The 26,581-nt window shown below is 69.0% G+C and carries 27 protein-coding genes; 12 read left to right on the forward strand and 15 right to left on the reverse strand.

Translation table 11 applies throughout. The features are described 5' to 3' along the window. Complete coding sequence (locus AC1REK_RS25050; protein WP_492269862.1) at window positions 1-1,056, forward strand: AI-2E family transporter; 1,056 nt, start codon at window positions 1-3, stop codon at window positions 1,054-1,056. Here AC1REK_RS25050 and AC1REK_RS25055 read toward each other — a convergent pair. After that, on the reverse strand, window positions 1,046-2,797 hold the full coding sequence (locus AC1REK_RS25055; protein ID WP_492269863.1) for a metallophosphoesterase family protein: 1,752 nt from the start codon (window positions 2,795-2,797) through the stop codon (window positions 1,046-1,048). The two genes, AC1REK_RS25050 and AC1REK_RS25055, sit on opposite strands and share 11 nt — an antisense overlap. A 399-nt stretch (window positions 2,798-3,196) precedes the next feature. Here AC1REK_RS25055 and AC1REK_RS25060 point away from each other — a divergent pair, with 399 nt between their 5' ends. The 8 genes from AC1REK_RS25060 to AC1REK_RS25095 are packed head-to-tail and all read left to right on the forward strand — an operon-like array spanning window position 3,197 to window position 10,527. Further along, complete coding sequence (locus tag AC1REK_RS25060; RefSeq protein WP_492273829.1) at window positions 3,197-3,661, forward strand: Na+/H+ antiporter subunit E; 465 nt, start codon at window positions 3,197-3,199, stop codon at window positions 3,659-3,661. Continuing rightward, entirely contained in the window at window positions 3,654-3,944 is a 291-nt protein-coding gene (locus AC1REK_RS25065) for a monovalent cation/H+ antiporter complex subunit F (RefSeq protein ID WP_492269865.1), read from the forward strand. Before AC1REK_RS25060 ends, AC1REK_RS25065 begins: the two co-directional genes overlap by 8 nt. Further along, the gene (locus AC1REK_RS25070) at window positions 3,941-4,234 is read left to right on the forward strand and encodes a monovalent cation/H(+) antiporter subunit G (RefSeq protein ID WP_066479749.1); all 294 of its coding nucleotides are present in this window, start codon (window positions 3,941-3,943) and stop codon (window positions 4,232-4,234) included. Before AC1REK_RS25065 ends, AC1REK_RS25070 begins: the two co-directional genes overlap by 4 nt. Beyond that, window positions 4,231-5,172 carry a hydrogenase subunit MbhD domain-containing protein gene (locus AC1REK_RS25075; protein WP_492269866.1) on the forward strand — a complete coding sequence of 314 codons (942 nt, stop codon included), beginning with the start codon at window positions 4,231-4,233 and terminating at the stop codon, window positions 5,170-5,172. Before AC1REK_RS25070 ends, AC1REK_RS25075 begins: the two co-directional genes overlap by 4 nt. Beyond that, entirely contained in the window at window positions 5,169-5,519 is a 351-nt protein-coding gene (locus tag AC1REK_RS25080) for an NADH-quinone oxidoreductase subunit K (protein WP_492269867.1), read from the forward strand. The genes AC1REK_RS25075 and AC1REK_RS25080 overlap by 4 nt, the downstream gene beginning before the upstream one ends. Beyond that, window positions 5,516-7,051, forward strand: a complete 1,536-nt coding sequence (locus AC1REK_RS25085; protein WP_492269868.1) for a complex I subunit 5 family protein — start codon at window positions 5,516-5,518, stop codon at window positions 7,049-7,051. The genes AC1REK_RS25080 and AC1REK_RS25085 overlap by 4 nt, the downstream gene beginning before the upstream one ends. Beyond that, on the forward strand, window positions 7,048-8,679 hold the full coding sequence (locus AC1REK_RS25090) for a complex I subunit 5 family protein (RefSeq protein WP_492269869.1): 1,632 nt from the start codon (window positions 7,048-7,050) through the stop codon (window positions 8,677-8,679). Before AC1REK_RS25085 ends, AC1REK_RS25090 begins: the two co-directional genes overlap by 4 nt. Before the next feature lie 36 nt (window positions 8,680-8,715). Continuing rightward, window positions 8,716-10,527 (forward strand): SLC13 family permease, encoded by a 1,812-nt coding sequence (locus AC1REK_RS25095; RefSeq protein WP_492269870.1) that lies wholly within the window; start codon window positions 8,716-8,718, stop codon window positions 10,525-10,527. Window positions 10,528-10,592: 65 nt separating this feature from the next. Here AC1REK_RS25095 and AC1REK_RS25100 read toward each other — a convergent pair whose 3' ends face one another. The 7 genes from AC1REK_RS25100 to AC1REK_RS25130 form a co-directional block, all read right to left on the reverse strand. After that, window positions 10,593-12,080, reverse strand: coding sequence for an alpha/beta hydrolase (locus AC1REK_RS25100; RefSeq protein ID WP_492269871.1), 1,488 nt, complete (start codon window positions 12,078-12,080; stop codon window positions 10,593-10,595). A gap of 45 nt (window positions 12,081-12,125) precedes the next feature. Beyond that, on the reverse strand, window positions 12,126-12,686 hold the full coding sequence (locus AC1REK_RS25105) for an HdeD family acid-resistance protein (RefSeq protein ID WP_492269872.1): 561 nt from the start codon (window positions 12,684-12,686) through the stop codon (window positions 12,126-12,128). 179 nt (window positions 12,687-12,865) lie between these two features. Then, window positions 12,866-14,077 (reverse strand): NnrS family protein, encoded by a 1,212-nt coding sequence (locus AC1REK_RS25110; RefSeq protein WP_492269873.1) that lies wholly within the window; start codon window positions 14,075-14,077, stop codon window positions 12,866-12,868. Beyond that, complete coding sequence (locus AC1REK_RS25115) at window positions 14,074-14,814, reverse strand: ABC transporter ATP-binding protein (protein WP_492269874.1); 741 nt, start codon at window positions 14,812-14,814, stop codon at window positions 14,074-14,076. The genes AC1REK_RS25110 and AC1REK_RS25115 overlap by 4 nt, the downstream gene beginning before the upstream one ends. Next, the gene (locus AC1REK_RS25120; protein WP_492269875.1) at window positions 14,811-15,620 is read right to left on the reverse strand and encodes an ABC transporter permease; all 810 of its coding nucleotides are present in this window, start codon (window positions 15,618-15,620) and stop codon (window positions 14,811-14,813) included. The genes AC1REK_RS25115 and AC1REK_RS25120 overlap by 4 nt, the downstream gene beginning before the upstream one ends. 4 nt (window positions 15,621-15,624) lie before the next feature. Beyond that, entirely contained in the window at window positions 15,625-16,590 is a 966-nt protein-coding gene (locus tag AC1REK_RS25125; RefSeq protein ID WP_492269876.1) for an ABC transporter substrate-binding protein, read from the reverse strand. Window positions 16,591-16,648: 58 nt separating this feature from the next. Continuing rightward, window positions 16,649-18,913, reverse strand: coding sequence for a TonB-dependent receptor family protein (locus AC1REK_RS25130; protein WP_492269877.1), 2,265 nt, complete (start codon window positions 18,911-18,913; stop codon window positions 16,649-16,651). A 320-nt stretch (window positions 18,914-19,233) separates the two neighbouring features. Between AC1REK_RS25130 and AC1REK_RS25135 the strand changes: the two genes are divergently transcribed. The 3 genes from AC1REK_RS25135 (at window position 19,234) to AC1REK_RS25145 (ending at window position 20,688) form a co-directional block, all read left to right on the forward strand. After that, complete coding sequence (locus tag AC1REK_RS25135; protein ID WP_492269878.1) at window positions 19,234-19,665, forward strand: Rrf2 family transcriptional regulator; 432 nt, start codon at window positions 19,234-19,236, stop codon at window positions 19,663-19,665. A 116-nt stretch (window positions 19,666-19,781) separates the two neighbouring features. After that, complete coding sequence (locus AC1REK_RS25140; protein WP_492269879.1) at window positions 19,782-20,411, forward strand: hypothetical protein; 630 nt, start codon at window positions 19,782-19,784, stop codon at window positions 20,409-20,411. Next, window positions 20,404-20,688: a TehB family protein gene (locus tag AC1REK_RS25145; RefSeq protein ID WP_492269880.1), complete on the forward strand. Its 285-nt coding sequence runs from the start codon at window positions 20,404-20,406 to the stop codon at window positions 20,686-20,688. The genes AC1REK_RS25140 and AC1REK_RS25145 overlap by 8 nt, the downstream gene beginning before the upstream one ends. Before the next feature lie 33 nt (window positions 20,689-20,721). On the opposite strand, the gene AC1REK_RS25150 is transcribed toward AC1REK_RS25145, so the two are convergent. Genes AC1REK_RS25150 through AC1REK_RS25180 form a run of 7 tightly spaced genes read right to left on the reverse strand, consistent with a single transcriptional unit; the run spans window position 20,722 to window position 26,576 of the window. Further along, window positions 20,722-21,402 (reverse strand): class II aldolase/adducin family protein, encoded by a 681-nt coding sequence (locus AC1REK_RS25150; protein WP_492269881.1) that lies wholly within the window; start codon window positions 21,400-21,402, stop codon window positions 20,722-20,724. 22 nt (window positions 21,403-21,424) lie between these two features. Further along, the gene (locus AC1REK_RS25155; RefSeq protein WP_327521840.1) at window positions 21,425-22,282 is read right to left on the reverse strand and encodes a VOC family protein; all 858 of its coding nucleotides are present in this window, start codon (window positions 22,280-22,282) and stop codon (window positions 21,425-21,427) included. A 41-nt stretch (window positions 22,283-22,323) separates the two neighbouring features. Continuing rightward, a complete protein-coding gene (locus AC1REK_RS25160) occupies window positions 22,324-23,181 on the reverse strand; it encodes a VOC family protein (protein ID WP_492269882.1) in 858 nt (285 codons plus the stop codon). Next, on the reverse strand, window positions 23,178-23,927 hold the full coding sequence (locus AC1REK_RS25165; RefSeq protein WP_492269883.1) for an ABC transporter ATP-binding protein: 750 nt from the start codon (window positions 23,925-23,927) through the stop codon (window positions 23,178-23,180). The genes AC1REK_RS25160 and AC1REK_RS25165 overlap by 4 nt, the downstream gene beginning before the upstream one ends. Further along, window positions 23,924-24,694: an ABC transporter ATP-binding protein gene (locus tag AC1REK_RS25170; protein WP_492269884.1), complete on the reverse strand. Its 771-nt coding sequence runs from the start codon at window positions 24,692-24,694 to the stop codon at window positions 23,924-23,926. Before AC1REK_RS25170 ends, AC1REK_RS25165 begins: the two co-directional genes overlap by 4 nt. Further along, window positions 24,691-25,710 carry a branched-chain amino acid ABC transporter permease gene (locus tag AC1REK_RS25175; protein ID WP_492269885.1) on the reverse strand — a complete coding sequence of 340 codons (1,020 nt, stop codon included), beginning with the start codon at window positions 25,708-25,710 and terminating at the stop codon, window positions 24,691-24,693. Before AC1REK_RS25175 ends, AC1REK_RS25170 begins: the two co-directional genes overlap by 4 nt. Then, complete coding sequence (locus tag AC1REK_RS25180; RefSeq protein WP_327521846.1) at window positions 25,707-26,576, reverse strand: branched-chain amino acid ABC transporter permease; 870 nt, start codon at window positions 26,574-26,576, stop codon at window positions 25,707-25,709. Before AC1REK_RS25180 ends, AC1REK_RS25175 begins: the two co-directional genes overlap by 4 nt. Window positions 26,577-26,581 lie beyond the last annotated feature (5 nt).

The following is a 26,581-nucleotide window of genomic DNA, read 5'->3' on the forward strand; positions in this document are numbered from 1 at the left end:
ATGACGACCGGCAAGATCTTTCACGGCGCGCAGATCCTGATCGCCACAATCCTGGCGGTCGCCGCGCTCTCGATCGCGAGCTCGGTCTTCGCGCCGGTCGCCTTCGCGCTCTTCATCATCGCGCTGGTCTGGCCGCTGCAGAAGCGCCTGCAGTCCGTGCTGCCGCGGATGCTGGCGCTCGTGATCAGCATCGCCGTGATGATCGTCGTCTTCTTCGCCTTCGGCTGGCTGATCGCCTGGGCCTTCGGCCGCGTCGGCCGCTGGATCGTCAATGATGCCGCCCGCTTCCAGATGTTCTACGACCAGGGTGTGCTCTGGCTCGAAGGCCATGGCATCGCGGTCGCCGGCGTCTGGTCGGAGAACTTCAACGTCTCCTGGATGCTGCGCACCGCCCAGACGATCACCGGGCGCCTCAACACCACGATGAGCTTCTGGATCGTCGTGATGGTCTATGTGATCCTCGGCCTGCTCGAGGTTGACGATTTCGGCCGCAAGCTGCGCGGCATGCGCAACCGCGAGACCAGCCAGGTCCTGCTCGGCGGTGCCATGGCGACCGCCCGCAAGATCCGCCGCTACATGCTGGTCCGGACCTGGATGAGCGTGATCACCGGCGTCCTGGTCTGGGCCTTCGCCAAGCTCATCGGCCTGCAGCTCGCCGAGGAATGGGGCTTCATCGCCTTCCTGCTGAACTACATCCCCTTCCTTGGCCCGCTTGTCGCCACGCTGTTCCCGACCCTGTTTGCGATGACGCAGTTCGGCTCCTGGCAGGCGATGCTCGGGGTCTTCGCCTGCCTCAACCTGATCCAGTTCACCGTCGGCAGCTATATCGAGCCGCGCGTCGCCGGCAGCGCGCTCTCGATCTCGCCGGCGATGGTGCTGTTTTCGGTGTTCTTCTGGAGCTATCTCTGGGGCGTCTTCGGCGCCTTCATCGGCGTGCCGATCACCATCGCCTTCCTGACCTTCTGCGCCCAGCACCCGTCGAGCCTCTGGCTCGCGGAGCTGTTCGGATCGCCGGAGAAGGACGAAGCACCGGAAGCCGCCGCCCTCAGGGACTGAGAGTGGCGGCCGGCCGGGGCACGATCTCGATCCGCTCCGGCGCAAGCAAGGCGAGCCCGCCATCGGCGGCAGCGGCCAGGGTGTGGATGTAGAAGCCCGTCGGCATGTTATCCGTCGCCTCCATCACAGGGGACGGCGCCGAGACGATCTTCAGCGGCCCGCAGCGCCCGATCCAGTCGACATGACGGTGCCCGTGCATCGCGACCAGCCGGTGCGCCATCGGCTTGAGCTGGCGCACGAAGCGGCTGCCATTGATCAGGGCCGTGCCGATCCGCTCCGAGAAGGCCTTGGCCGGCTGCGGGTATTCGACCGGGTGATGGTGCAGGCCGATGATCCAGCGCGCCTTCGGGAAGCGCCGCAGCACGGCGAGCATCGCCTGCAGATCCTCCTCCGCCACCAGGCCGAGCGCATTGGTGAAGGAGAAATGCGTCTCGGCATTGGAGTTGAGCAGGATGACGCCGAGCCCGTCCTCCTCGGCCGGCGGCAGCACCATCGGAAAGACATCGGCCCAAACCGCCGAAAGCCCCGCCGACAGCCGCAGCGTGCCGGCATCGGCGAAGACGCCGATCGCCTCGCGGTGCGGCTCCAGAGCAGCCGCGAGCGTGCTTGCAAGCCCGGCCCGCTCGCGATCGAGCACCTGGACGCGCTCGCCCTGGATCGCCGCCATCGCCGAGAGCGTCCGCATCTGCCGCAAACGCTTCCCGGGACTGGTCGGCAATTCGAGGCGGGCCGGGTTCGCGCGGTCGACGATGTTGACGTCGTGGTTCCCCGGCAGGATCAGGCAACGTTCCGCCAGCGCCGGATGGCGCGCCATCGCGTCGAGGAACTCCGCCCATTCGGCCGAGCGCCCGGCATCGGTCATGTCGCCGGTGATCAGCAGGAGGTCGAGCGGCTCCTCGGCATGGATCGCGTCCAGCCTGTCCAGCACCAAAGCGAGGCGCTCATTGCCCCGCGGGCCTGCGCGGCCGCTCTCGATCCGGAAGCCGTAACGCTCGCCGACGACATGGATGTCGGAAAGATGCGCCACCCGCCAGCGCCGCGCCCCCGCCGGAGCCTCGTCGAAACCGCCGAGATCGCGCGGCTGGTCCATCAACCCGTCGGCCAGGCCCCAGACGAGCGAGGCGAGCGCGAGATAGCCCGCCATGACCGTAACCGTATTGGCGAGCGACGGCACGATCAGCCGCAAGGGCTGGGCGAGGTCGGCGAACTCGCCGGACCAGCGTGTCGCCGGCCAGGCCAGGCCCGCCACGGCGGCGGCGCCCGCACTGGCGAGCAGCCCTGCGCCGACCGCGGTCGCAGCCCGCAGGAAGGCTCGCTTGTCCTCGTTCGCGCCGGCGGAGAGGAAGCCTTCGGCGAGATGGCGCAGCCCCTCGCGGCACAGGGCGTAGACCGGCTGCACGGCGAGCGAGTTCAGCGACCAGAAGCTGCGTTCGGCCAGGCGCAGCAGCGGCCTGAAACCGTACCAGCCGACCACCGCGATCAGCGCGAGCAGCAGCAGCGAGCCGATGCCCGCGAGCGCGAAGAGCCGATCCGCGACCGAGGTAAACCAGGCGGTCGCGACGAGGGGCGCCAGCCCGAGCAGCACCCCCGGCACCAGCGCGAGGATGACCCAGGCCAACGCCAGCTTCGGCAAGTTGATCTCGCCGAGCAGGCTGCCCGCGATCGCCAGCAGCGAACGCTTCTTGGTGCTGCTGAAGTCATCCTCGGCGTCGCCGTCGCGCGGCTCGATGATTGGCGCCATGCTCAGACGCCCCGCCCATGATCGGCTCTGGCCGGCATGCCTGGCTGTCTGATCCGCATCTCTCGCTCCCCCGGCCTGCCGCTCGTTCCGACCGGCACGCGCTAAGGGATAGCCGGCCTCACGCGGCGTTGCACCTCCCTGCCGCCCGTCCGGACGGCAGAAGGCGAGAATGGGACGCCGGGCACAGGATTGAGACAGGGGGCTGATGCCCATGGCATGACCGAACGGTACCCTTGGCTCGGATCATCAGGCCGATCCCGGCCTGTGAAGCTGCAGTTTGACGCAGCGTCGGCAGACCTTCGGTCAGACGCCGTCGCGCTCGACATGGCAACGCGCCGGCATGAAGGCTCGCGAGAAACGGCACCGATGCCCGACAGTCCTGCCCCGAGGCATGTGCTTTTGACCCGCGGGGCTGGCTTTCTCGCCTTGTGGCTGGTCCTGATGGGCCCCGCCCTGAAGGACCTGCCGGTCGGGATCGTCGCGGCAGCCGCGGCAGCCTGGACGAGCGCGATTCTCTGGCCGGCGCGCGGCGGCTTGTCCCTGCCCGGCATCCTGCGCTTCCTCGTCCGCTTTCTGCCCCAGTCGGTCGCAGCCGGGCTCGACGTCGCGCGCCGCGCCTTCGCGCCCGTTCCCCCACTCCAGCCGGGCTTCGTTACCTACCGGACCGCCCTGCCCACCGGCATGGCGCGCCAGGCCTGCTGCGCCGTGATGAGCCTGCAACCTGGCAAGCTCCCTGTCGCGGCCGAGGCAGACGGCACGCTTCACATCCACTGCCTCGACCTGCGCGAGCCCGTTGCCGAGCAGCTCGCCGCCGACGAGGCCGCCTTCTGCGAGACGCTGCAGGACGGAGGCCGCAATGGCTGAATTCCTCACCGGCGCGGCGCTGTTCATCCTGGCCGTCACGGCGCTCGGCCTGTTCAGGGTGCTGCGCTCGGAGCTCGCGGTCGAACGCATGATGTCGGTGCAACTGCTCGGGACCGGCGCCGCCGCCGCGCTCCTCCTGCTCGGCACGGCCTCGAACGCCCCGGCCATGACCGATGTCGCGCTGCTGCTGATGCTGCTCGCGGCCTTTTCCTGCGCCGCCTTCGCCCTCGGCCAATCGGATGAGCCGGGCGACGCGTCAGCGCCGAAGGGCGACGAGCCATGAGCGCGCTCGCCGATCTCTTCACGCTCGTCATGGTCGCCGGCGGCGCGCTGCTCTTCCTCGCCGGAACGCTCGGCCTGCTGCGCTTTCCCGACACGCTGAGCCGGCTGCACGCGCTCAGCAAGGCCGACAATCTCGGCCTCGGCCTGATCGTGCTCGGGCTCTTACCCCAGGTCGGCAGCATCGCTGGCGGGCTGAAGCTGGTCTGCGTCTGGCTGCTCGCCCAGCTTTCGGCCGCGACCGCTAGCCAGCTGATCGCCGGCGCCCTCCATCGCCGCAAGTCCGGCCGATGACCCTGCTGCTCGACCTCGCGCTCGTCGCCTGGCTCGTCGTGCTGGCGATCCATGTCGCCCGGACCGGCGACGACCGCAATGCGATCATCGCCTTCATCGCCTTCGGGCTGCTGCTCGGCCTGGCCTGGACACGCCTTGGAGCGATCGACGTCGCGCTGACCGAGGCGGCGATCGGCGGCGGCATCACCGGCCTGCTGCTGCTGCGTGCCGAAGCGCATCTGCGCCGTGGCAGGCAGGCGGGCAGCACCGCGCGCCAAGGCAAGAGTGTCACGACGATCGTCGCTGCTTTGACCAGCATCGCAGTCGCCCTCGGCCTTGGCTTCGCCGTGCTCGCCTTCCCCTCGCCAGCACCGACTCTGGCGCCGCTGGCGCTTGCGGCGATCGACGCGACCGGGCTCGGCAACCCGGTGACGGCAGTGCTGCTCGCCTACCGGGCGCTCGATACGCTGCTCGAAAAGGTGGTCGTGCTGCTCGCCCTGCTCGGCGTCTGGGCACTCACCCCCGATCATCTCTGGGGCGGCGCGCCTGAGCTGAAGGAGGCGAACCCTCCGCAGCCGCTGCTCTATCTCGCCCGCATGCTGCCCCCCTTCGGGGTTCTGATCGCCGTCTACATGGTCTGGGTCGGGGCCGACGCGCCGGGCGGCACCTTCCAGGCCGGCAGCATCCTGGCGGCGATGTGGCTACTCGTCATGCTGGCCGGGCTCAGCCCGGCGCCCGAGACGCGGAGCCTGATGCTGCGTCTCCTCCTGGTCGGCGGGCCAGCGCTATTCTTCGCGATCGGCTTCCTCGGCTTTGCCGTCGCTGGCGGCTTCCTCGCCTATCCCGAGCCCCTGGCCAAGGCGCTGATCGTCGGCATCGAAGCCGCCCTGACGGTCGCTATCGCGCTGGCGCTCGGCCTGCTCGTCGCCGGCCCGGCCAACAGGGCACCGGCCCCGTGACCTCCGGCATCTACGACACCGCGACCCTGTTCGGCCTGTGCGGCGCGGCGCTGGCCGGCATCGGCCTGTTCGTCGTGATCGCCCATCCCGGGCTGCTGCGCCGGCTGGTCGGCTTCAACATCCTCGGCGCCGGCATCTTCATGGTCTTCGGGGCGGTGGCGCGGCGCGGCGCGGCGGCCGGCCTGCCGGGCGATCCCGTCCCGCAGGCCATGGTGATCACCGGCATCGTCGTCGCCTTCTCGGCCAGCGCACTCGCCGTGGCGCTGCTGCGACGCTTGTTCGATCTCACCGGCCGCGAAAGGCTCGAACCGCCGGCAGCCGGCGAAACGCCGCGAGCCGATACATGACGCCGCTCGCCCTGGCCCCTGTCCATGTCGCGACACCGGGCGGCTACCTGCTCGTGCTGGCGCTGACCTTGCCGGTCCTCGGCGTTCTGGCGATCCTGGCCCTCGCACCGCGCCGTGCGAGGCAGGTCGCCCTGGCCAGCATGGCGGCGGGCCTTGCCGTCGCCATCGCGATCCTCGCCGAGCTCCTGCGCACCGGAGATGCGCTGACCTATGTCGTCGGCGGCTGGCAGCCGCCGCTCGGCATCGCCCTGCGGGCCGACGGGCTTTCGGCTGCGCTGATCGCAATGACGGCGCTGGTGATCTCAGCGACCGGCCTGTTCGCGCGGGGCATGCAGGATCTTTCGCCCGAAACGCGCGATGGCCGGGCGGCGACGACCTTCTGGGCCCTGCTGCTCGCGACCTGGAGCGCGCTGAACGCCGTCTTCCTCGGCGAGGACCTCTTCAACCTCTATGTCGCGCTGGAATTGCTGACCTTCGCCGCCGTGCCGCTGGTCTGCCTCGACGGCCGGGCCGAGACCATGGCGGCAGCGCTGCGCTATCTGATGTTCGCGCTGCTCGGATCACTGCTCTATCTGCTCGGCGTCGGCCTGATTTACGGCACCTTCGGCACGCTCGACATCAGGATCCTGTCCGGGCTCGGCGACGGCGGCCCAGCCCTTTCCGTTGCGCTGGCGCTGATGATCACCGGGCTCCTCGCCAAGGCAGCCCTGTTCCCGCTGCATCTTTGGCTGCCGCCCGCCCACGCCGGAGCTCCGGCGGCCGCGAGCGCCGTACTCTCGGCGCTGGTGATCAAGGCGCCGGTCTTCCTGATCCTGCGCCTCGTGCTCGATATCGCGCCGCCAGAGGCCGCAGCCTTCGCCGGACAGCTCCTCGCCGTGCTCGGGGCCTCGTCGATCCTGTTCTGCAGTGTCATGGCGCTCAGGCAGGCGCGGCTCAAGCTGATGATCGCCTACTCGACGGTGGCGCAGATCGGCTATCTCTTCATCGTCTTCCCGCTCGCCTCGGGGCCGGACGGGATGCCACCCTGGGAGACCATCGCCTGGACCGGCGGCACGCTGCAGCTCGTCTCGCATGCGCTCGCCAAAGCCGCGATGTTCCTGGCGGCCGGCGTGGTCGCCGAGGCTTTCGGCCATGACCGCATCGCCGATCTCGGCGGCTTCGGTCGCGCCCTGCCGCTCAGCGCCGCCGCCTTCGGCCTCGCCGGCCTCTCGCTGATGGGCATCCCGCCGAGCGGCGGCTTCATCGCCAAATGCCTGCTGCTGACCGCGGCCGTGATCAACGGTCATCCCTGGCTCGCGGCCACCATCCTGGCCGGCGGCCTGCTCGCCGGCGGCTATGTCTTCCGGGTGATCAACACCGCCCTCGCCAGCCCCGCTTTGCCGCTCGCCGCGCAAAGGGTCATCCCGCGGCGACTCGAGATGACGGCGCTCGCCCTCGCGGTGGCAGCCGTGCTGCTCGGCTTCATCCCGCTCGAGCCTTTCGGCCTGCTGCAGATCGGCCGCTCCGGCCTGGCCACGGCGGTGGCGCCATGACCGTCTCCGGCTCGCTCCTCGCCGCGACCATCCTGCTGCCGCTCGCCATGGCGACCTGCTGCCTTTCCTGCCCTTTCCGGGCACGGGCGCCGTCCCTGCTCGTCCTCGCCCCGCTCCCCGGGCTGCTCGCCGCGCTTCTGGTGCCGGACGGGAGCTCGGCCCTGTTCCCAGCGCCCTTTCGCCTGTCGCTGATGCTCGACCGGCCGGGCGCGATCCTGCTCGGCGGCGCCGCTCTGCTGTGGAGTGCCGCTGGCGCCTTCGCCGCGTCCTATATGCGCAGCGACCCGGCCAAAGCGGGCTTTGCGGTCTGGTGGCTGCTCACCCTCGCCGGCAGCCTCGGCCTGTTCATCGTCCGCGACATCGCCAACTTTTACCTGCTCTTCACCCTGGCGAGCCTCGCCGCCTACGGCCTCATCGTCCATGAGCAGACCGCGCGCGCGCACCGGGCCGGGACCGTCTATGTCGTGCTGGCGCTGCTCGCCGAGGCCTTCCTGCTGCTCGCCTTCGTGATGCTCGCCGCCGGCCATCCCGATCCCAACCCGGCGATCCGCGAGGTGGTCGCGACGCTGCCCACCGCGCCGCTGCGCGACGCGATCGTCACACTGCTGATCCTCGGCTTCGCCCTGAAGCTCGGCCTCGTCCCGCTGCATGTCTGGCTGCCGCTCGCGCATCCGGCCGCGCCGATGCCGGCTTCGGCGGTGCTCAGCGGCGTCGTGGTCAAGGCCGGCGCGATCGGGCTGATCCGCTTCCTGCCCTTCGAGGCCGGCCTGCCCTTCTGGGGCACGCTGCTGATCGGCGCGGGCTTCGTCACCGCCTATTACGCCGCTATCGTCGGCGTCACCCAGACCCGCGCCAAGACGATCCTGGCCTATTCCACGGTCAGCCAGATGGGCCTGCTCGGCGTGCTGCTCGGTGTAGGGGTAGAGAACGCCGACCCGGGCGCGACCAGTCTCGTCGCCTACTACGCCGTGCACCACACGCTGGTGAAGGGCGCGCTCTTCCTGGCGGTCGGCGTCCTCGCCGCAACCGGCGGGGCGCGGCTGCGGCCGGTGCTCCTGCTAACCGCCATCCTCGCGCTCAGTCTCGGCGGCATGCCGCTGACCAGCGGCGCGCTCGCCAAGCTCGCCAGCAAGCCGATGCTCGGATACGGGCTCGTCAGCCATGCCATGGCGCTGGCCGGTGCCAGCAGCACAATGCTGATGCTACATTTCACCCTGGTCGTCGCCCGCGACGTCAAGGACAATCCAGCCTCGGTCGCGCCGGCAGGACAGCTCATCCCCTGGCTCGCGGTTGCGGCCGCTTCGCTCATCCTGCCCTGGTCGCTCTACCCGGCGATCTCGGGAGAACCGCTGGCCAGCCTCATCCAGCCCGATGCGCTCTGGAAACTGATCTGGCCGATGCTGCTCGGCGCCCTCGCCTTGCTGCTCGTCCGGCGCTTCGAGCGCCTGCCGGGAGCCATTCCGGAAGGCGACATCGTCGTCCTCGCCGAAGCGGGGACGCCCGCCATTACCCGTCTTGCCGCCTTCATCGAGCGGGCCGATGCTCATCTGCGCCGCTGGCCGGTGGCCGGGCTGTTGCTGCTGGCGCTCGCCATCCTCATCGGCGGCGCCTTGATGCTCCAGGCCTGACGGACCGCGCAGAGCAAGTACAGGACTGGACCCGATTTGACCCCGATCGAGAGCACAGCCGTCGTCACCGCGATCACGATCGCCCTGTTCGCCTGGAACAGGCTGCCGGTGATCATCGTCGCCATCGGTGCCGCGCTGGCGCTATGGGCGACCGGCGCGGTGACGCTCGAACAGGCGATGGCCGGCTTCGGCGATCGCGCCGTGCTCTTCATCGCCAGCCTGTTCATCGTCAGCGCCGCGTTGGAGAAGACCGGCGTCACCGCCTGGGCCGGGCAATTGCTCATTGCCAAAGCCGGCGAGAACCGGCGCACCCGTCTGCTGGTCATCATCATGGCGGCGGTCGGCTGCCTCAGCGCGCTGATCAGCGGCGGCGGCGCGGTCGCGGCGCTGATGCCGGTCGTGGTGATGGCGGCGATCCGCCTGCGCCAGTCACCCTCCCAGCTCCTGATGCCGCTCGCCTTCGCCGCCCATGCCGGCTCGAACCTGCTGCTGACCGGCGCCCCGAAGAACATCCTCGTCTCGGAAGCGCTCGAGGATGCCGGCATGAAGGGCTTTGCCTTCGCCGAATTCGCGCTGGTCGGCCTGCCGCTGCTCGCCGGCACGATGCTGATCATCCTCCTGCTCGGAAAATACCTGCTGCCGGCCCAGACCAGCGCCCGGCTGCCCGCCGATTTCAGCCGTCACGCTCAGACGCTCGTCGAGCATTACGGGCTCAGCGACGGCGTTTTCCGGCTGCGCGTGCGCTCGACCTCGCTCTATCTCGGCAAGGCGCCCGCCGAACTCGATCTCGCCGGCGATCCGCGCCTCCAGCTCATCGCCGTCCAGGAAGGCGCCACGGGCAAGCCGCTGCGCGCCCCGGCCATCTCGGTCGGCGACTATCTCCTGGTGAAGGGCGAGGCCGAGGCGATCGCCAACCTCGCCGCCGAGAAGCATCTCGCTCTCCGCGAGGAGGGTGCCGAGGACGAAGCCGGGCCGAGCCTGTTCAACCGCCGCTCCGGCCTCGCCGAGGTCGTCATCCCGCCCCGTTCCGCCCTGATCGGCCGTGCCATGTTCCCGGGCATGATCACCGATAGCGGCGATCTCGTAGTGCTGGCGGTGCAGCGCGCGGGCGTCGATCTCGAAACGGGGGACGTGCTGCAGCCCGGCGACACCATCCTGCTGGAGGGCAGCTGGAAGGCGCTCGACCTGCATCTCGCCGACCCCGACGTGCTCGTCGTCAACTCGCCCGACCTCGTCCGGCGCCAGGCCGTACCGATGGGCGCCGGTGCCGGCGTCGCCGTCGCGGTGCTGGCCGGCCTCGTCGTCATGCTCGCCACCGGCATCGTGCCGCCGGCGGTGGCCGGGCTCGTCAGCGCCGGCCTGTTGATCCTCGCCGGCACGATTTCCGTCGAGCAGTCCTACCGCGCCATCAACTGGACGACCGTGATCCTGGTCGGCGCGATGATGCCGCTCTCGACCGCCATGGTGCAGTCGGGCGCGGCGCAGCTCGTCGCCGACCATCTCGTCGCCCTGACCGGCGGGGCCGGGCCGGTCGTCTTCCTCGCCGGGCTCTTCGTGCTGACAGCCAGCCTCGGCCAGATCATGAGCAATACCGCAACCACCATGCTGGTCATCCCGATCGCCATGGCGGCGGCGGCCGGCATGGGCGTCTCGCCGCGCCCGATCCTGATGAGCCTGTGCATCGCCGGCGCGGCGTCCTTCCTGACGCCGATCGCGACCTCGACCAACATGATGGTGATGGGCCCGGGCGGCTACAGCTTCAACAGCTACTGGAAGCTCGGCACGCCCCTGATGATCTGGTTCTTCATCATGGCGGTGTTCTACGTGCCGCTGGTCTGGCGCTTCTGAGGCCAGAGCATTTTCAAGCGAAGCGGGTACCGGTTCGCTCGAAGAAAGTGCGGAAAGAACAAGGCTTAGTTCTTCGCCGGCACCGCCGTGGAGGCCGGAGCGCCCGCCCGCAGCTGCTCGTCCACCCTGTCGATCAGATAGGGGAAGAACGGGTTCGACGACATCCGCAGCAGCGAATCGAGGTTGACGATCAGCGTGCCGCGCTCGCCGCGCGCCGCGACCGAGCCAAGCTTGATGCCGAAATCCTCGGCCGGGTCGGGCTTCAGCCCGTAGAGCCCGTCCGTCACCGGAAACGGCAGCGCGACATGGGAGAGCGAGAAGACGTCGAACGGGTATGACAGGCCGAGATCGCGCACGGTCTCGGTCGAGGCGCCGGCTTCCGTCACGCGCTCGACCACGTCGCTGGAATCCTCGCTGGCGTTGGTGATCACCGTCAGCCGGAAGTTCCGCGGCGGTGCGGGCAGTATCCGGGTCAGCAGCGTGTCCGAGGTGGTGCTCAGGAGCGGCCCGAACTTGGCCGCGCGGTTCAGGTCGAACAGCACGAGTTCGCTGCCATTGGCCGGGAGATGGGCATAGAACGAGTTGATGATCGCCCGCGTGCTCACGGTGAAGTCCATCACCGACTGGAAGGTGAGCGTCGGCGCGAGGTCCTTCAGCCGCCCCTCCCGACCGAGCCGTATGATCTTCTGCTGCAGCGCCTGGGTCAGGAGGTGCGACTGCCGGGCCCCGTTGACCGGGAAGGAGTTGTACTTGAACGGGTTGAACTCCGGCAGCACGCCGAGCCAGGCCGCCTTGGCGAAGGCCGGCAGGATCGCAGGCAGGCCCGCCAGCCCGGCGAAGCGCGCAAAGGCGGTGATGCCGATCATCGGCGAGATCAGGACGAGCCGCTCCGGCCGGGCCATCTCCTTGTTTTCGAGCGCTTCCAGCGCATACATCAGCGCGAGCGCACCGCCATTGGAGAAGCCGACCAGATGCAGCGGCGCGGCGGCATCGACCCGCTTGCGCGCCTCCCTGACCGCAAGGCGCGTCGCCGCCAGCCAGTCCTCCCATTCGACCTCGGTCAACCCGGCCGGAACCGTGCCGTGCCCCGGGAGCCGGATGGCGATGGCAACGAAACCGCGGTCGCGATACTGCCGCGCGACATGGCGCAGGCTGTAGGGCGAATCCGTCAGGCCATGCAGGAAGACGGCGGCACCGACCGGCTTGCCGTCGGGCTCCATCACATAGGAGCGGTTCCAGTCCTGCTTGAAATGGGCGGGGTGGATCGCGCTGCCGTCGAAATAGCGGTTGACCGGGACACGCTCCTCCGGATCGAGCTTCTGCGTCACCTCGGCTCGCACGCTGGCGAAGGCCTTGTCCTCGGCCTTGAGGTACTCGGCCCAGCCGGCACGGTCGAGTTGCTTGATCGAGAGTTCTTCGGGCACGAAGGTGTGCCACGGTTCGAGCGGCGCGCCCCTCTGGGTGTCATAGATCCGCAGCCCCAGCAGGGACAGCGCGACGATCGCGAGGACCGCGCCCCCGCGCTTCAGCGTCTTGCCGATGAACCTGCGCATGCCCTGGACCTTCGAGACCTTGTCGATGCTGGCTGGGCGCCAAGCTCAGGCCGCCGCCCGCCTCGTGGCGAGCGCGATCGCGATATAGGCCCAGCCGGCAAAGAGAAGCGAGACGCCGACCAGCGTGCCCGGCGTGTAGATGCCGCCGCCGGGGAGCTGCATCGCCATGACGACGCCGACGAGGATGGTGACGATGCTCGACAGGAACATCCAGACGACGCCGTTCTGCGCCCGCATCCTGATCGCGAGCCCGAGCTGGGCGATGCCTTCGGCCATCAGCACCAGCGCGATCACGAGGGTGATGGCGATCGCCCCCTTCATCGGGTTGAAATAGACCAGGAGCCCGCCGAGCAGCTCGACCAGGCCGATCAGCAACTGCCAGAGGAAGCCGCCCCATTCCTTGACCGAGAAGGCGTGGAACACCTTCAGCGCCCCGACGATGGCGAGCAGCAGGCCGAGGAACAGGGTCACGGCCATGGTCGAGAGCGCTGGGCTCGCGATCGCCGCGATGCCGGCGACGATGAGGACGATGCCGAGCGCGATCAGCTTGCCCGAGACCAGCCGGGCGAGGCTTGCGCCAGATGGGTTTCCTGAATGCTGCGCCATGATCTGCCCCATCTGCCGTTGCCAAGCCGGCTCGCCGCCGAGCCGCCGCGACCTGCAACGAGCTTCGGGCGCATTATACCGCCATTTTGCAGTTATGGCCTGGCGCAGCTGAAGATGGATCAGCAGGGAATCCCAAAGCTAGTCACGGAGTCCCGTTTTGGTCGGCGCAGCTCCTGCGTTCAGCCGCAGCCACTGTCCTCGCCCTTGCCCGCATTGAGGATCGGCCAGAAGCCGATCAGCCAGGTCGCGAAGGAGGCCGACCAGAGCAAGGCCGCCAGCGTGTAGTGCAGACCTGCCAGGCCGGCGCCGATGCCGAGTTCCGGCAGGGTCCGGACGAGGCCGGCTGCGGCCATTACGGCCAGCGCGAGTTTCGCGGAGGCCGGCAGCACAAGGTCGCGTCCGCTATGGCGCAGGCCGGCGATGACGAAGACCGCCATCACCGCGAGCCCGAGCGCACCGACCGAGAGGAGGTGCAGGCCCGTCGTCGGCGAGAGCGGGGCGCCGAGCCCGGAAAGGCCGATGGCGAGGAAGCCGAGCCCGCCATAGGCGTTGGCGGCCGCGAGTGCCAGCACCTCCGCCCGCAGCACGGCGCGGCCGATGAACCACTCGGCCAGGCGGTCGAAGAAGGCCGCCGCCGCCGCCAAAGCGAGCCAGGCCGGGACAGCCGAGTCCGGCCAGAGCAGCGCCGCGGCAAGCTGGAGCGCGACCAGGCCGGCCGTCAGGTTCTGGCGGCCGGGATGCGGGCGATAGGGCGTCGTCTCGCCGCTCGGATCGAGCGCATGGTTGACCACCACGACATTGATCCGGGCGATGGCGAGCGAGAGGAAGACCAGGAAGACGGCGAGCGCGGCATGCAGCAGCCGCCCGGAAAGCGCCGTCGCGCCGGTCAGCCAGGCGGCGCGGATCGCGAGTTCGAGCAGCGCGAAGAGGAAGACCCAGAGCGCGAAGGAGCCATGGCGGGTGCTGCGGCGCGCGATCAGCGGCGCGACGACGAAGAAGAGCAGCAGCAGGAGAAAGGCAAGGTCGGTCGCCGTAGCCACGATGATCAGCGCATCGGCGCCGACGAGACCGATCAATCGGCCCGGAAGCCAGAGCCCGGCGAGCAGCAGCAAGGCCCTGCCGCTGCGGGCCTTCGTATCCGTCCATTCCGGCATGGCCGAGGCGAGGAAGCCGGCGAGTGCCGCGCCATAGGTGCCGAAGATCATCTCATGGGCGTGCCATTGCCCGGGCGGAACCTCCCGCGCTAAGGGCAGGCCGAGGCCGAACAGCGCGACCCAGGCGAGCGGCAGCAACACGGCATGGGCGGCCGCGAGCGGGAAGAACAGCTTGAGCCCTTCGGCGAGCAGGGGATGGCGGACGCCCGTGGCAGCGTCGATGCTGTGCTGGCTCATGCCCTGTCCCGATCCGGGTCGAACAGCTCGGCGAAGGCGGGCTCGTGCATCCAGCCCTGGACCATCTCGAAGATCGCCCGGTCGTCGCGCGCGCCGGGCGTGCCTACGATCGTTCGGTCGACGAGAATGCTGCCGTCGCGGCCGGACATGACGACGATGCGGTGGGCCAGCCGCGCCGCCTCCGAGAGATCGTGCGTGACGAACAGCGCCGAGAATTTTTCGCGCGCCGAGGCGGTGATGACGAGATCCTGCAGGACCCGCCGCAGGCCGACATCAACCGCCGTGAACGGCTCGTCGAAGAAGACCACCTCCGGATCGACGGCGAGCGCACGGGCCACCGCCGCGCGCTGGCGCATGCCGCCGGAGAGCTCGGCCGGGTACTTGTCGAGATCGCGCGGGTGCAGGCCGACCTCGGCGGCGCGTGCCGCGGCGATGACATGGCGCTCCTCGCGGCCAACTCCGCGCGCCGCCAGCCCGTAGGCAATGTTGTCGACCGTGCGCTGCCAGGGCAGCAGGCGCGGCTCCTGGAAGACCACGGCATGGCGTCGATAGTCGCGCCGCACCCGTCCGCGCAGCGGATCGACGAGGCCCGCTGCGATCTGCAGCGCCGTGGTCTTGCCGCAGCCGGACGGGCCGACCAGCGCCAGCACCTCGCCCGTGTCGAGATTGAGCGTCAAATTTTCAAAGACTGCGCGGCCGAGAAAGGCATGGCCGACGCGTTCGAGCGCAAGCCTCATCGCTTCACGCCCCATGGCCGCCCGGCCTCGCGCCATTGCTCGAGCCGGTCACGCAGGGGCTGGATCAGGACGTATTCGGTGAAGAGGGCGAAACCGACGACGGCGAGCACCAGCGCGGTGACGCGCGGAATGTCGAACAGCGCCCGCGCGCTGGCGAGATCGCCGCCGAGCCCGCCGGCATTGGAGAGCAGCTCCGCCATCACCGTGACCTTCCAGGCCGAGCCGGCGGTCGTCGTCCAGGCGGGAAACAGATAGGAGACGAGATGCGGCGCCGTCACCGTGCGCAGCCGCATGAAGCGGCCGGCGCCAAAGCTCTTCGCCATGGCTTCGAGCGCCCGGTCGCGCGTCGCGACGCCTTCCAGCCCGCCGGCGAAGGAGATCGGCAGCGAGGCGACGACCACCGTCAGCACCGCAGTCCCGCCCTTGGCGCCGAACCAGATCAGGGCGAGCACGATCCAGGCGATCGGCGGCACGCCGAGGATCACCGTCACGATCGGCCGCATCAGCCGCATCGCCGCGAAGGAATAGCCCGCGGCAATGCCGGCGCTCGTGCCGATCGCCACCGAGAGCAGGAAGCCGAGACCGGCGCGCTGCGCCGTCTCCAGCGCCGCGACGCGGAAATCGGGCTCGCCGATCAGCTTGGCGACCTCCTGCCCGGTTTCCAGCGGCGATGGCAGCACGAAGGAGCCGTAGTTCTCATGCCCGGCCTGCCAGGCGGCGGCGAGGCAGAACAGCCCGGCGGCCCCGGCCCAGCCCGACCAGAGATAGCGGCCGAGCCAGCCGAGGAAGGCGAGGAGCGAGGCCATGCCGTCAGAGGGCGTAGAAGCCGTCGGCCGGCAATTTGCCGCCGATGATGCGGGGATCGCCTTCGGCCAGCGCCGCGAACAGCTTCTCCAGATCGGGGCGCGCCGCCGAGGCGGGCTGGACGACGAGATTGCTGAACGGCACGGCGCGCGCCAGCACCGGGCCCGGCAGCTGGAACAATGTCGCGGCCTCCGAGGCGACAGTGGCGGGATCGGCGAGCACCGCGGCGAGCGCGTCCTCCATCCCCTGCTGCAAGGCGCGGATGCCGGCCTCGCCGATCGCGCGGCCGAGCACGTCGCTGACCGCGAGCCCGGCCTGCGGCAGGCTCTCCGCGCCGGTCGCCTCCCGCCAGGCGAGACGCGTGTCGATGGCGCGCTCCAGTCCCTTGCCGCGCAGTCCGGAGAGCAGGAGCGCGCCGGCCGATGCCGGCTCGGAGAGCAGCGCGGCATCGGCCCGGCCGGCGAGCAGGAGCTGCACCGCCTCGGGCGGCGTGCCGGAATAATCGATGCTCAGTGCGTCCGGCGCGATGCGGCGGGCGGCGAGCAGACGCCGGAAGATGAAGTCCGGCATGTCGTTCTTGAACGGCACGACGACCCGCTTGCCCTTGAGGTCATCGAGCGTCTTCACCGTGCCGGCAGGCGCGACGACGCTGAGCAGGCCGTGGGTCAGGATGTTGACGAGCTTCAGGCCGAGGCCGCGATTATGGAGATTGGCGGCGGCATAGCTTGGCATCACCACCGCCTTCATCGTGCCGGAGGAGAGGCCGGCGCGCATCTCGTCGGGCGTGCGCCAGATCCTGACCTCGACCGGCATCGGCAGCGCCTTCAGCGCCGCCTCCCGCCCGGCGGCGACCAGCAGCAGGCCGGGCGTCGCCGGCGGCCCCCAGAGCACCAGCGGCTCCGCTGCGCGCGCGACATGCGGCATGGCGAGGCTGGCCGTGGCGGCGGCGAGGAAATGGCGGCGGTCGAGCATGGTGCCCTCCTTGGCGCGGCCGCAACTTGCAACCGCGCGATCTGGTTCGGTCAGGCTGTCAGAAGGTCGCCTTCAGGCCGGCATAGAAGGCGCGGCCGGTTCCCGGCAGGAAGGCGGCCTGGTCGGGCCGGGCCTGGTCGACGATCAGCGTCGAGGCGGCATAGGTCTTGTCGAAGAGGTTGGTGACCTCGCCGAACATCGTCAGCCGCTCGGTGAGCTTGTACTCGGTGCGCAGGTCGAAGAGCGCATAGGGGTCGGCATAGAGCGTGTTCATGTTGTCGACCGGGGTCTTCTCCGGATTCCAGCGCAGCGCCGCCTGCAGCATCCAGGCCTCGGTCGCCTGGTATTGCAGCGTGGCGTGGATGACGTGGCGGGGAGCGCCGGCGACGCGGTTGTCGCCGCGCACGGGATCGTCGACGAAGCGGAAGTCCTGATAGGTGTAGGCGAGGCGCCCGGTCAGCCGCTCGAGGAGCTGCGCGCCGAGGCCGAGCTCGATGCCGAAATGCCGGGTCTTGTCGGCGTTGACCGCGCCGAGCGAGGCACCGGTGGCGTCGCGCAGGCTGAGCAGCTCCTTGTCGACCCAGGAATAGTAGACGACGCCGTCCCACGAGAACGTGCCGTGCCGGCCGCGCCAGCCGCCCTCCAGCGTCGTCGCCGTCTGGGCCTTGAGATTGGGCGTCGAGAAAGCGGCGGCCGCTGCCATCGGCGCCGCCGGGTTCGGGCGGCCGGGGCTGCTGTTGGGCGTGCCGTTTATCGTGGCCAGCAGATCGTCATGGGTCGGCGGCTCGAAGCTGCGCGAGACCGCCGCATAGACGATCTGGTTGGCGTCGGGCCGCCAGCTGGCGCTGAGGCTCGGGCTCCAGCCGTCATAGCTGCGCGAATAGGTCGTGCTCTGCGTCGGCACCGAGCCATTCGGCAGGAGCGTATAGGGCGAGGCCGGGCTGTAGGCATTGGTCGGCCGGCGCGCTGCGCGGTAGGTGTCCGCGTTGTCGCGCGTCGCATGGGCATAGGAGAGCGCCGGCGAGATGGTCACGTTCTGCCAGACCGGGATATTGGCTCCGGCATAGAGTGAGAGCGTGCTGGCATCGAGGTCGCTCTCGCCGAACAGCGGCCCGCTGACGCCGCCCTGGTTGAGATAGTTCTCGCGCTTCGCCGAGCCGACCACATATTGGGCCGTCGTCTCGAACAACGGCAGCGCCGTGGTCTCGACCGGCTTGTAGGCGTAGCGGGCGACCGCCGTGAGGTCGCCGCCCTTGGTGACGCGCACGCCCGATGAGATCGGGAAGCGGAACATGTCGTCGGTATAGGTGTAGCCGAGGCCGAGATCGACGAGATGCGGCCCGTACTCCGCCGTGGTGCGGTTGCCGATGAAGAACTGCTTGGCCTCGCGGCGGGGTTTGTCGCGCAGCACGTTCGGCCCGGGATCGACCGCGACGCCGCCGACCACACGCGGCCCGCCATGGACCTGCTTCGGGTCGAGGCGCAGACCCTGCTTGGTCAGCGGGCCCGCGACGTCGAAGCTGAGATCGGTATAGCCGACGAAGAACCGCGTCTTAATGGTCTCGCTCAGCGCGATGCCGACATTGGCACTGGCGCTGATGCGCTGCGAGTCGTTGTAGGTGCGATAGCCGTCCGAGCGGCTGATATCGGCCTGGAGCAGCCCGTCGACACCGTCCTGGCGGAAGCCGGTCTGCCCGGAGGCGTTGAACTGGCCGAAGCTGCCACCGGAGATCTGCACCTTCGAGCCCGGCGCGTTGCTGCCGGTCGGCGAGACGAAGTTGAGCGCGCCGCCGAGCACGGTGGCGCCGAGCCGGTGCGCGGTCTGGCCGCGATAGACCTCGATCGACTGCGCCTGGCCGGGATTGGCGAGGCCGACGATATAGGAACCGTCGGCCCGGTTGAGCGGCAGCCCATCGCGCAGGACGAGGATGCCGCGCTCGACCGGGTTCTGCTGCAGGCCGGAGCCGCGGATCTGGACGCGCGGCTGGTCGTTGCCGCCGAAGAACTGCTGGACGACGACGCCCGGCGCGTTCTGCAGCGCCTGCGCCAGGGTCGGATTACCGCTTTGCGGGATGTCCTCGGCCGTCAGCAGCGTCGCGCCGCCGGCGGTGGCGAAGAAGCGCTCGCGCACGAAGCTCGGCACGCCGTCGGCCGCCCCCTCGACGACAATGGTGTCGAGGCTGATCGTCGAGCCCGGCGAGGCGGACTGGGCGAGGCAGGCCTGGGCGGACACCGATGCCAGCAGCGCGCCGAGCATGATCCGGTGCACGAAGGGCGTGCGCTTGCCGGCGGCTGCGGCGGGGCCTGAGGTCTTCTCGGTCATGTCGGCTCTCGTCGGCATGTCTCGAACGGGCGCGCAGCATCGGCCGGCGGCGCGGGCTGGCGCTCCGTTGCGGGACGGGGTAAACATGAATTTCAGATGGCTCTTTTCTAGAATGGAGCCGGCGGGTTTGTAAACAGTAATTCCGAATGAATTTATAGGACGACTTTACGGAAATCGAATTTGAGCACGATCAAACTCGACTCACAAAGTATATATTAGAATTTCTCAAATCACAATTTGAAGATCATTGCTTCTATTGCCGGTGATTATTACAAACACTTTAAACAATACCTTCTCGCATGGAGCGGCCTGGACGAACGATGCGCCTGACCCAATTCAGCGAATACGCACTCCGACTGCTCGTCTTCGCCGCCGCCCACCCTGATCGGCTGGTTACGATCGAGGAGGCCGCGAAGGCCTACGACATCTCGCGGGCGCATCTGATGAAGGTCGCCAATCTCCTGGTCAGGCAGGGCTTCCTCAAAGGCGTGCGCGGGCGCGCCGGCGGCCTCGCGCTCGGCCGCGGACCGGACCGGATCACGCTCGGCGAGCTGATCCGCGCCACCGAGCCGGCCTTCTCCGTCGTCGAGTGCTTTGGGGAGGCCGAAGGGCACTCCGCCCTGCGGCTCGATCATTGGCGCGGCATCCTGACCGGCGCCATGGACGAGTTCCTGGCAGAGCTCGACCGGCACCGCCTCATCGACCTACTAGACGATCCCGGCCGCCTCGGCCTGGCGCTGCCCGCCGCCTAAGGGTTCGGGGCGCGAACTTGCGCAACGACAACGACTTTGTTCCGCACCGGAACCAGGCTTTGGCCGGTAGCTCCGCCAATTCCTCAAACGGCAAGACCGAGATCAGAGGCATCGCCATGACGTTTCCGTCGTTCTTTCCAGAAGCGCCGCGGCTCAGGCTCCGGGATCCGCTCGCGGCCTTCCTCGGCTCCGCGACGGATGGCGTTCTCGAATACAGCTATGAGGATGCGGTCCGGCTCGCCGGCCATTCCTGCCCCGCCGTCGCCGGCGCCTATCTCATGATCTCGCACGGGCTCGACTATCTCTACGACGAAGAATTGCCGGAGCGGGGCGGCATCGACGTCTTCATGCGCGACGGGCGCGAGCATGGCACCACCGGCGTTCTCGCCTCGATCGCCACCTTGCTCACCGGCGCCGCCGCCGAGACCGGCTTCCAGGGGATCGGCCCGGCGCACCGCTTCGCCCGCCGCGGCCTCCTGAGCTTCGAGGCGCCGATCGAGGGCGTGCTGGCGCTGCGTCGGCGCGACAGCGGAGCGGGCGTGGTGCTCGACATCGACACCAGCCACGTACCGCACGATCCGGAAATGGCAGGGCTGATGCCGAAGGCAGTCGCGGGGCAGGCCGACCCGGCCGAGCAAGCCCGTTTCGCCGCGCTCTGGCAGGACCGTGTCCGGAGGATCCTCATCGACCATGCCGACGATCCCAAGCTGGTCCATCTCTATGACTGGGAAGTCAGCGATGACTGATCGGATTTGGCCGGACGATCTCATCGCCTACAAGCGCACGCCGCTCTTTACCGAGGCGACGGTCCCGGCCGGGCTGCTTCGCGCCCACGAGACCAAGGCGGGCGTATGGGCGCGCCTGCACGTGCTCGAGGGCGCACTGCGCTTCCGCGACCTGGTCGGCGGAGAGGAGCGGCTGCTTTCGCCGGGCATCCATCCCCTTGTCTTCCCGGCCTCGCCGCACGAGGTCGAGCCCGACGGTATGGTCCGCTTCTTCGTCGAGTTCCTGCGGCGGCCGTGACCACGGCTCAGCACGGCCTCTCGGTCGCCTCTGCTACGGCTTCCCGCTTTCCGATGTCAGGAAGGCCCACATCCGCTCGCGGATGGCGCCCGCCCAGGTCGCCCGCTGCGCGGCTTCCACCTCGCTGAGGATGACGCCGCTCTCGGCGATGCCGGCCGCGCGCGCCTCGAACTCGACCCGCGCCGCATCCTCCAGGTACCAGGTCAGGACAACGGCCTCTTCGAGGCTCGTCCCTGCAGTGACGGCACCATTGCCGCGCATCACGGTGGCGCGGGCCGGGCCCAGCTGCTCGGCGAGGGCGGTGGCCTGTTCGTCGCTGCGCAGCAGCTGCGGATCGTCCCAGAGCGGCGGGAACGGCGCGAAATAGGCGCCGAAACCGTGCCGCGCCCGCGGCGTGATCCGCGCGGTACCCAGCGTCATCACCCGCTGCGGCATCGAGCGCACGACGCCGCCGACCTCGGGCCGCCGCCGATAGATCTCACGATGGATGCGGACCTCGCCGAGCACGCCTTCCGGCAATGGGCCGTCGAGCGGGACGACGCTGCAGGCATCCTGATCGTCGACCAGCCCGAGCGGCTTTGCCGGCGAGACCAGGAAATGGCCTGCGTCGAGGCGTAAGCTACAATGACCATAAGCATGGACGAGGCCATGACGCGACAGCGCGCGCCCGGCCTGCCGGACCAGATCCTGCTGGGCGGCGCTGGGCCGCGGCATTGGTGCGCTCACTTGGACGCGCTCACTTGTTGAATTCGGCGATGTTGGGCTTGGCGCCCCATTTGCAGAAGCCCTTCGGCTCGAACACATACTGCCGCTCGCGCCAGAGCAGCTCGTCGGCGATCTCGCGCACGCCGCTCGAATACTCGAAGACCATGCCGTCCGGCCCCTCGAAATAGAGGAATTTTGCCGAGGAGGTCGGATGCCGGCCCGGGCCGAAGACCATGCGCACCTGCCGGTCCTTCAGGAACTGGTGCGAGCGCATGATGTCGTCGCCGGTCTCGACCTGGTGGTTGATGTGCTGGATGCCGGGCTTCGCCGAAGGGAACAGCGCGATGGTGTGGTGGACCTCATCGATACGCAGCAGCGGCGCATCACCGATCCGGTCCGAGACCTGCGCGTTGGTGACCTTGGTCCAGAAGGCTTCGTCGCGGGCGAGGTCGCTGGAGCAGAGGCCGACATGGCTGAAGCCGGTGATGCCGGCATCGCGCGCGCCGTGATAGCGCCGCCCGCTATAGCCCGGCCGCCAGGCGAGCTCGATCGGATTGCCGGTCGGATCGCGGAAGGCGATGAAATCATGGACCTTGCGCAGCGCCGCCTCGGAGGCGGTGCCACGGCGGACCGGATGACCGAGCGCTTCGAGCTGTGCCGCGGCCTCGTCAAGATGGAACTGCTCCTCGACCTCGAAGCACACCACCTGGTCGCCCGGATCGCCCTCGAAATAGCAGAGCGTGTGCTCGCGCTCATCCGACTTGAAATAGACGGAGCCCTTGGCGCGCTCGGCGACGTCGAGGCCGAGATACTCGGTGGCGAAATGGGTCGCGCCCTCGAGATCGCGGGTCCCGAGCCGGACATAGGAAACATCGGCAAGCTTGATCATGGATCGCTCCTTCCTGCCGGCTCAAAGCCGGCGAAGACGCTTCACTGATATTCGGGAATCTGCGTGTCGCTGCCCCAGGCGCAGAAGGAGTCGCGCTTGCGCGGGAACTGCCTTGCACGACGCGGCGCGGCGAGCCGCTCGCCCTCGGCGACATAGGAGAAGTTGACGCCATCGGGGCCGGCAAAGCTCAGGAAGAGCTGCTGCGAGGCGGCGCGCCGCCCCGGGCCGTCGACGATGCGGGCCTGGGCGCCACGCAGGTGATAGGCATTCTGCATGACGAGATCGACATCCTCGACGCCGAACTCGACGGCGAGGATGCCCTTCTCCTGCGAGGGATGCACGGCGATGCGATGATGCGCCTCGTCGAAGCGGATATAGGCGGCCTCGCCAACCCAGTCGCTGACCTTGCCGCCGAGCAGTTTCGTCCAGACCTGCTGGTCGGAGGCGTCGGGCGCGCCGCGCAGCGCGATCGCTTCCAGCCCGGTGATGCCGGCATCGCGCGGGCCGTGATAGCGCCAGCCCGATTGCAGCGGCCGGACCACCAGCTCGATGTCGTAGCCGGCGGACATGCGGAACGAGACGAGCTGCCGGACTTTTCGGGCGGCGCAGGCCTCGGCGTCACCGCGTGTGGCGGCAAAGCCTGCCCCCTGCAGCACATGCTCGGCATGAGCCAGCGCATCGGGATCGCGCACCTCGAAGCCGATCGCCTGGCCGGCGTCGAGCCCCTCGACATAGACCAGCGTGTGGTCGCGATAATCAGAGCGGAAATAGGCAGCCGTTTCGGTGCGGTCGACGAGCTGCAGGCCGAGGATGCGCGAGGCGAAATCGGCGGCGCCCTTCAGATCGGCGGTGCCGAGCCGGACATAGCGCAATTGCTCGATGGTGATCGCGTCGCTCATAGCCCGAGATGCTCTCTTTGAAGGTCTTTGTCGGCCAACAGCGTCGCCGACGGCCCGTCGAAGACGACGCGGCCATGGTCGAGGACCAGCGCCCGTTCGGCCAGCTTCAGCGCCATGGCGAGGTTCTGCTCGGCGATCAGCAAGGTATAGCCCTCGCCGCGCAACCGCCCGACCGTGCCGATGATGACCTCTTCGATGGCGCGAGGCGAGAGGCCCTCGCTCGGCTCGTCGAGCACGATCAGGTCGGCCTGGGTCAGGAGAGCCCGCGCGATCGCGAGCAATTGCCGCTCGCCGCCGCTGAGCGCGCCGCTGGAGAAGGAACGGCGCTCGGCGAGGCGCGGAAAATCCGCGTAGATGCGTTCCTTGACCCAGCGCCGGTTCGGCTGCTTGCGCGACCAGAGCGCCGCCATGGTCAGGTTCTCGTCGACGGTGAGGTTGGCATAGACGCCGCGGCCCTGCGGCACCAGGGCTACGCCGAGCCGGGCGATGCGGTGCCCCGGCCAGCCGGCGACCTCCTGGCCCTTGATCGCGATCCGGCCGGAAACCTGTGGCTCCAGCCCGAACAGGGCCGAGCAGAGCGTGCTCTTGCCGGCGCCATTGCGCCCGAGCAGCGCCACCGCCTCGCCCTTGGCCAGCGAGAAATCGACGCCGTGCAGGACGCGCACCCCGTCATAGCCGGCATCGAGGCCGGAGACTTCGAGATCGATGGCGGGGCCGGCCGCGCTTTGAGCCTGTGCGGTCATCATGCGGCCTCCCCGAGCGTCGCGCCGAGATAGGCGGCCTGCGCGCCCTCATGCGCCTTGATCGCGTCCGGCGTATCGCAGGCGATCAACCGGCCGAGATCGAGCACGGCGACACGGTCGCAGACCCCGAAGACGATATCGAGATCATGCGCGATCAATATGGTGGAAACGCCGTCGCCGAGTGCGCGCACCACCTCGACGAGATGTTCGCCTTCGGCGCGGGAAAGGCCCGCCGTCGGCTCGTCGAGCAGGAGCACGCGCGGGCGCATCGCCAGCGAGACCAGAACGTCGACGATGCGCTGCTCGCCATAGGACAGGCCGGCGACCGGCAATTCGGCCCGCTCCCGCAACTGGGCACGGGTCAGCAGGGCGTCCGCCGCCTCATCCGCCGCTGCGACTGCCTTGCCGCTGCCGAACCAGCCATAGCCTTGTCCGGTCCGAGAGCGCGCGGCCAGAGCGAGGTTCTCGCGGACGCTGAGCTCCGGAAAGGCCATGCTTTTCTGGAAGGTGCGCACCAGCCCGGCGCGGACCCGCGCGTCGGGCCTGGCCCTGGTGATATCCTCGCCGGCGAAGGCGACCCGCCCCTGATCAGGGATGAGGAAGCCGGTGACGATGTTGAACAGCGTCGTCTTGCCGGCGCCGTTCGGGCCGATCAGGCCGAGGCATTCGCCCTGGCCGAGCGTCACCGAGACGTCGCTCAGAACTTTCAAGCCGCCGAAGGATTTTGCGACGCCCTCGATCGAGAGGGCAGGAACCGCGTTCGCGCTCATGACCGGCCCTCCTCGCTTGGCCGCCGTCCGAAAGCGGCCTTCAGCCCGGCGACGACGCCCTTCGGCATGATCATCACGGTCAGGACGAAGACGAGGCCGACGACCAGCTGCCAGCGATCGGTGTAGGACGAGACATAGGTCTGGATGCCGAGATAGATCGCCGAGCCGATGAAGGCGCCATAGAGCGAGCCGACGCCGCCGATCACCAGCATGATGATCATCATCGCCGACATCGTCCAATGCACGGCGTTGGGGCCGACATACTGGTTGACGAAGGGATAGAGCGCGCCGGCCGCACCAGCGATGCCGCCCGACGCGACGAGCGCCATCAGACGAATGCGCGGGATCGAATAGCCGAGCGCGCTCATGCGGAGCTGCCGCTCACGCGTGCCGAGCAGGGCCCGCCCGATCGGCGCGTTGACGAAGGAGCGGGCGGCGAGCCAGGCGGCAAGCGCCAGCACGACCGAGGCGAGGTAGAGCGCGACGCCGGTGTTGAGCGGGATCGTGGCGAAGCCGGTGTGCAGGGTCAGCACCGGGAAACCGCGCAGCCCGTCGGCACCGCCGGTGACCTCGCGCCAGTGGAACACCACCTCCCAGACGATCTGCCCGACGATCAGGCTGAGGATCAGGAAGAACAGCGCGATGGTGCGCATCACCACGACGCCCATCAGGAGGGCGGAGGCCATGCCGGTGGCGATGCCGACTGCGAGCATCACGACGATGTCGGCACCCAGCGCCTGCGAGGCGACCGCCGCGACATAGGCCGCCCCGCCGAAGAAGACGGCATGGCCGAGCGACACCAGCCCGCCGAAGCCGACCAGAAGATCGAGGCTGAGCACCGCCGTGCCGATGATCAGGATCTCGGCGAGGAAACGCAGCTGATAGTCGCCGGCGAACAGCAGAGGAACGGCAGCGGCGAGAACAAGGAGCGCGGACCGTGCGGCGAGCGGCAGGCTGCGCCGCTCACTGGCGGGGCGCGTCTCCACGCGGCCGGTCCCGTCGGCGATCGAGCTCATACCTGCCTCACCTTCTTGGCGACCAGGCCCTCGGGCAGCGCGACCAGCAGCGCGGCCATGATGGCGAGGGCGACGACGTTCGAGAATTCCGGCACCCAGACCTTGGAGAAGGTCATGGCGAAGCCGAGCAGCAGCGCGCTCAGCACCGTGCCCCGGAAGGTGCCGAGGCCGCCGGCGACGACGACGATCAGCGCCAGGATCAGCACCTCCTCGTCGAGGCCGGGATAGGCGGAGAGGATACCGGCCCCGAGCGCGCCGGAAATGCCGCCGAGACCGGCCGAGATCACCAGCACCGCCGTGAAGATCCGGCGCGTGTCGAGGCCGAGCGTCTCGACGAAGCCGCGATCGGTGACGCAGGCCCTGACCACCGCGCCCCAGATGGTGCGATCGATCACGAACCAGAGCGCGAAGGCGAGCGCCGCGCCGAAGCCGATGATGAAGAGCCTGTAGATCGGGAACGGCATGTCCATGATGAAGACGACGCCGCGCAGCGCCTCCGGGATCTCCGGCGAGAGGATCTGCGCGCCAAAACCCCAGCGCATCAGATCGGCGAAGATCACCGAGAGTCCATAGGTCAAGAGCACCTGCATCAGATGGGTGCGGGCATAGAACTGCCGGAACGGGAAGCGCTCCAGCAGGAAGCCGGCAAGGCCGGCCGCCGCGAAGGCGACCGGGAAGGCGAGCCACCAGGGCGCGCCGGAAGCCAGCCAGTAGACGCCGACATAGGCGCCCAGCAGGAAGAAGGAGCCGTGGGTCAGGTTGACGAAGTTCATCAGGTTGAGCACCACCGACAGGCCGAGCCCGGTCAGCAGCAAGAGCATCGAGAACGACAGCGCGTTCAGACTCTGGACGGCGTAGAAGCCCACGGAAC

The sequence above is a fragment of the Allobosea sp. GW823-FHT02B03 genome (genome assembly GCF_058797755.1).

Excerpts from the sequence above, each read along its gene's own strand:
- AC1REK_RS25050 (WP_492269862.1), top strand. The coding sequence starts at position 1 with ATGACGACCGGCAAGATCTTTCACGGCGCGCAGATCCTGATCGCCACA.
- AC1REK_RS25055 (WP_492269863.1), bottom strand. The coding sequence starts at position 2,797 with ATGGCGCCAATCATCGAGCCGCGCGACGGCGACGCCGAGGATGACTTC.
- AC1REK_RS25065 (WP_492269865.1), top strand. The coding sequence starts at position 3,654 with ATGGCTGAATTCCTCACCGGCGCGGCGCTGTTCATCCTGGCCGTCACG.
- AC1REK_RS25070 (WP_066479749.1), top strand. The coding sequence starts at position 3,941 with ATGAGCGCGCTCGCCGATCTCTTCACGCTCGTCATGGTCGCCGGCGGC.
- AC1REK_RS25075 (WP_492269866.1), top strand. The coding sequence starts at position 4,231 with ATGACCCTGCTGCTCGACCTCGCGCTCGTCGCCTGGCTCGTCGTGCTG.
- AC1REK_RS25085 (WP_492269868.1), top strand. The coding sequence starts at position 5,516 with ATGACGCCGCTCGCCCTGGCCCCTGTCCATGTCGCGACACCGGGCGGC.
- AC1REK_RS25090 (WP_492269869.1), top strand. The coding sequence starts at position 7,048 with ATGACCGTCTCCGGCTCGCTCCTCGCCGCGACCATCCTGCTGCCGCTC.
- AC1REK_RS25100 (WP_492269871.1), bottom strand. The coding sequence starts at position 12,080 with ATGCGCAGGTTCATCGGCAAGACGCTGAAGCGCGGGGGCGCGGTCCTC.
- AC1REK_RS25105 (WP_492269872.1), bottom strand. The coding sequence starts at position 12,686 with ATGGCGCAGCATTCAGGAAACCCATCTGGCGCAAGCCTCGCCCGGCTG.
- AC1REK_RS25110 (WP_492269873.1), bottom strand. The coding sequence starts at position 14,077 with ATGAGCCAGCACAGCATCGACGCTGCCACGGGCGTCCGCCATCCCCTG.
- AC1REK_RS25115 (WP_492269874.1), bottom strand. The coding sequence starts at position 14,814 with ATGAGGCTTGCGCTCGAACGCGTCGGCCATGCCTTTCTCGGCCGCGCA.
- AC1REK_RS25120 (WP_492269875.1), bottom strand. The coding sequence starts at position 15,620 with ATGGCCTCGCTCCTCGCCTTCCTCGGCTGGCTCGGCCGCTATCTCTGG.
- AC1REK_RS25125 (WP_492269876.1), bottom strand. The coding sequence starts at position 16,590 with ATGCTCGACCGCCGCCATTTCCTCGCCGCCGCCACGGCCAGCCTCGCC.
- AC1REK_RS25130 (WP_492269877.1), bottom strand. The coding sequence starts at position 18,913 with ATGACCGAGAAGACCTCAGGCCCCGCCGCAGCCGCCGGCAAGCGCACG.
- AC1REK_RS25135 (WP_492269878.1), top strand. The coding sequence starts at position 19,234 with ATGCGCCTGACCCAATTCAGCGAATACGCACTCCGACTGCTCGTCTTC.
- AC1REK_RS25140 (WP_492269879.1), top strand. The coding sequence starts at position 19,782 with ATGACGTTTCCGTCGTTCTTTCCAGAAGCGCCGCGGCTCAGGCTCCGG.
- AC1REK_RS25145 (WP_492269880.1), top strand. The coding sequence starts at position 20,404 with ATGACTGATCGGATTTGGCCGGACGATCTCATCGCCTACAAGCGCACG.
- AC1REK_RS25150 (WP_492269881.1), bottom strand. The coding sequence starts at position 21,402 with ATGCCGCGGCCCAGCGCCGCCCAGCAGGATCTGGTCCGGCAGGCCGGG.
- AC1REK_RS25155 (WP_327521840.1), bottom strand. The coding sequence starts at position 22,282 with ATGATCAAGCTTGCCGATGTTTCCTATGTCCGGCTCGGGACCCGCGAT.
- AC1REK_RS25160 (WP_492269882.1), bottom strand. The coding sequence starts at position 23,181 with ATGAGCGACGCGATCACCATCGAGCAATTGCGCTATGTCCGGCTCGGC.
- AC1REK_RS25165 (WP_492269883.1), bottom strand. The coding sequence starts at position 23,927 with ATGATGACCGCACAGGCTCAAAGCGCGGCCGGCCCCGCCATCGATCTC.
- AC1REK_RS25170 (WP_492269884.1), bottom strand. The coding sequence starts at position 24,694 with ATGAGCGCGAACGCGGTTCCTGCCCTCTCGATCGAGGGCGTCGCAAAA.
- AC1REK_RS25175 (WP_492269885.1), bottom strand. The coding sequence starts at position 25,710 with ATGAGCTCGATCGCCGACGGGACCGGCCGCGTGGAGACGCGCCCCGCC.